The sequence below is a fragment of the Bacteroidota bacterium genome (assembly GCA_018831055.1).
In the GTDB taxonomy this organism is placed as follows: domain Bacteria; phylum Bacteroidota; class Bacteroidia; order Bacteroidales; family B18-G4; genus M55B132.
This window is the reverse complement of record JAHJRE010000128.1, coordinates 1-3,686: the sequence shown is the minus strand read 5'-3', so window position 1 is coordinate 3,686 and position 3,686 is coordinate 1. Positions and strand designations below refer to the sequence as shown.

Annotated in this window: 3 protein-coding genes; all 3 read right to left on the bottom strand. The window is 43.3% G+C overall.

Annotated features, from left to right (window positions below):
* The coding region (locus KKA81_08085; protein ID MBU2650879.1) for a hypothetical protein at window positions 1-1,399 on the bottom strand (1,399 nt) is incomplete at its 3' end.
* A 228-nt stretch (window positions 1,400-1,627) separates the two neighbouring features.
* A complete protein-coding gene (locus KKA81_08080; GenBank protein MBU2650878.1) occupies window positions 1,628-2,713 on the bottom strand; it encodes a glycosyltransferase in 1,086 nt (361 codons plus the stop codon).
* Window positions 2,710-3,483 (bottom strand): glycosyltransferase family 2 protein, encoded by a 774-nt coding sequence (locus KKA81_08075; protein ID MBU2650877.1) that lies wholly within the window; start codon window positions 3,481-3,483, stop codon window positions 2,710-2,712. Before KKA81_08075 ends, KKA81_08080 begins: the two co-directional genes overlap by 4 nt.
* Window positions 3,484-3,686: the final 203 nt, after the last annotated feature.

Genomic DNA, 3,686 nt, shown 5'->3' with positions numbered 1-3,686 from the left:
TATTCATTTGATTATACTGGGATTCGAAAGCACCTGGCAAGTCTCCTGTACCTACACCATATATCAGGTTGCCGCGTATTATTCCAAGAGACGCTTTCCAATACTCCAGCCTTTGAAGCAGGGAATTTCCGCTGGCATTACCTGTAACCTGGTAGCGATTATAAGCCCAGATAGTCTTATAAATCCTGACGTAAACAGGGGGATTCTCATGATAAACCACGCTGGCTATGCCATCTTCCACATGACCAATATCTGCATCGCTCATCTGTTTTAATCCTTCCGCATCTTTCCTGAGACCTTTGGAAGTCATATAGCGGATCAGAGTGAATTTCAGAATTTGTCCGTTTTTATCCAGTCCTTCATAATCAATTCCTGAACGTTGGTTCCATGTCTCCTTAAGCTCATTATCGGCAACATAGAGCCATACATAATAACCGTTTTCCGTTTCATCGCTGGAATAATCATGCCAGTAAATATTACCTGCAGCAGAGTATTTGTCGAGGGTTTCCGTGTCAACAGGATGTACAAGGTTTACATCCTGCCATATATTTCTCACATAAAAGAATCCTCCAACCAGAACAATAATAAAAAGCCCGATCACTGAAGCTTTAAGATATAATTTTCCTTTTCGGAAGATATATCCGAGGAGAAGAAAGAAAGATGTTATTATCAGGATGGATAATCCAGTGAAGGAAGCGGAAATGATCAGATAAACCACAAGCCAAATTGCTATTCCTGTGAAAATGACTTTCCAGAGGAGGGCATACCTTTCCTTGCCAAAGATGAACCAAGCCAGAATAAATACTGCAAAGGCGATCAGGAGGCTGAACCGGATATGAGAAATAAAAATCGAAATATCGCGAATGTCGATATATTCACCTTTTATCAGGATGGCTGTACAAATAAGAGTTCCTGCAACAACAGCCGCGACAAAGAGACCAAGCATCGCCCGGAATCTCCTGTCGTTAAGAGGTTCAGATACGGAGAAGATGATGGGCAGAATAAGGATGGGGAGTTTAATCCTGAGGTCTTTAAGAGCATATTCATAATCACTGGTATGAGCCAGTCCAGCAAGATGCAGGAGGTAAATGGATGAAAGCACGATGGCCGGCAAATTCTCTTTGCGCAGGAATTTCCTGAATACAGAAACAAATGCCTCAATGAATAGGAAAAGCGCCAGGGGCAGAGCCAATACTATCCTGGCTTCCGGTGGCCTTTTTTTCAGGATGGATATAAAGGCTGAGGCTTTATAAAATTCTAGCAGGACCGTTCCTCCCAGTACAAACTGGGCTACGCTCATAATGTATTTCGACAGGGGCAGGGAGGCGATCATCAGTCCAATGCCAAATAAATACAGGTAAAGGAGGATGTTTTTGGATTTCAAAATGGAAAGGTTCATGGTTTAACCTTTTTAATTCGTCAATGAAATAACTTCAACAAATTTAAGGGGAAAATCCATTTCCTGGTAAAATCTAAAACATTTACTTGCATACATTGCCAGTAGATTTGGTTTTTCACCGCCAGCAGGTCTGGTTTTTCATCGCTGGCAGGTCCTCCGGACGCTGCCGGGATGGCACTGCTTTATGGAAGTGATGGTTAACCTGTAATTACCCAGTTTTAAAAATCTCTAAAGTTCAGATACAAACTTTTCAAGGCTCCTGAATGCCTGTGATATCTCGAATTGTTCTTCGACCTTTATTCTTGCCGCTTTACCGAAGGTATGACGCAGGATCTTGTCATTGGCAAGCTTTATGGTTTTCTCTGCAAATGCTTTTATGTCGAATGGTTCGATAAGATACCCGGTTTCATTATCAGTAATTAGTTCGGGATTGCTGCTGATATCGAATGCTACCACCGGTTTTGAGCAAGCCATACCTTCTGCGATGGAATACCCGAATCCTTCCCAAATTGAGGTGACCAACAGTATGTCGATAGAATTCAAAAATGACTTTGTATCCTCAACAAACCCTAAAAAAGTTATATGGTCTGCAAGGTTCATTCGTCTTACCTGTTCCTGGAGCTCATTTTTTAGTTCACCATCACCGGCAAGGTACAGATGGAAATTTAATCCTTTGTCACGCAACAATCCTGCGATCTGAATAAGGTATCCCAGCCCTTTTTGGTGCGACAGCCTCGACAGGTTTCCCAGGAGGATTTGTTCCTGCTGTTTCTGAAAAAGTTCCTTGGTTATCCTGTTGTCAAGGGATGTAAGGTCAATACCGTTGTAGATCACTTTTATTTTTTCCGGATCAAAGAGTGCCGGGTTGTTTTTCAGGATGGTACGACCGGTTTCCTTCGAGTTGGTGATTATAAAATCAACGTAATGGCTGAAAATGTAGCGGTTCAGCCAGGTATTCCTTATGGGTATGGCGCTTCCTCTTCGGTAAATAATGTGTTTAACACCTGCTTTCCGGGCAGCCTTTCCGGCAGTTTTAAGATCGGAAGGCAGATTCAGGATTACGGTTTCGGTATAGGATTCTTTGAAGATACGCTTGTAAGTGGCTATCCTGAATGGATTAAGGAAGCCCAGGTTTCCTGATTTCACCGGAATGCATGAAATCCCGTTTTTCTTTAGCTTTTGAAACAGGGGACTGGCGGGATAGACCAGCGCCAGCACATCATGCCCTTTGGACGATAAGTGGACAGCCATTTCAAGGTGCCATTTCTCTGCACCTCCCCAGTCCTTATTGGTGTTTACAAAACAGATCCTCATGGGGCCGGGGCTTTTTCCTGGGTTTTTTCAATGGCCCTGAGCTTGGCATATTTCAGGAAGTTGGCATGAGCCGAGTTCCGGCAGATGACATATCCATAGAAGCCATCTAAAAACCCCAGATTCAGGAAATAGCTTTTTATGAATTTCAGGATAGGACTGAACCACATGGTCAGATAACAGGCTTTTCGTCCCATGCGGTGCATTTCCTTTGCCCTGATGGTGGAGAACTTGTTGATCTGATCCATATGCTGGTCAATGGTATAAAATGAGTAATGCAGAAGGTCTCCCCGCAGGTAATGATCTGTTGAACCGGGTTGAAGAACGAATTTGTCGTGAGGGTTTATCCCCTGCCACGATCCCTTACGACAGTCCCAAAGCCTGAGTTTCCGGTCGGGATACCAGCCGCAATGCTTTATCCATTTTCCGCAATAATTGGTAAGCCGGTTAAAATAATATCCGTCATACTGCCAGTTTTTTTTTGCTTCCAGGATGGATTGCCTGAGTTCTTCCGACAAGGCTTCATCAGCATCAAGGGAGAGTATATGCGGATTGGTAGCCTGAGTAATGGCAAAGTTTTTTTGTTCTATATGGCCGGCAAATTTGTTTTTCAGGAAACGGACCTGATATTTTTCACAAATTTCCTGGGTTTTATCGGTTGAAAAGGAATCAACCACCACGATCTCGTCGGCCACGCCTTCTACAGAACGTATGCATCTTTCGATGTTTCTTTCTTCGTTGTAAGTGATGATAACTACTGAGATTGCTGGCATGGAATGGCCTTGTTATTATTCAACACAAATATACTATTTTCAGCAGAGGGGTCTCATTTTTTCCAAAATGCCGCTGAAAAAAGGATAAGTACGGTAAAAAGCTCCAGGCGGCCCAGCAGCATCAGGAATGATAATACCCATTTACCGGCCATTGGAATGAAAGCATAGTTACCTACCGGTCCTACCGATCCTATTCCCGGACC

What these genes read in the sequence shown, in the direction of transcription:
- KKA81_08080 (MBU2650878.1), bottom strand. Translation starts at nt 2,713, where the DNA reads ATGAGGATCTGTTTTGTAAACACCAATAAGGACTGGGGAGGTGCAGAG.
- KKA81_08075 (MBU2650877.1), bottom strand. Translation starts at nt 3,483, where the DNA reads ATGCCAGCAATCTCAGTAGTTATCATCACTTACAACGAAGAAAGAAAC.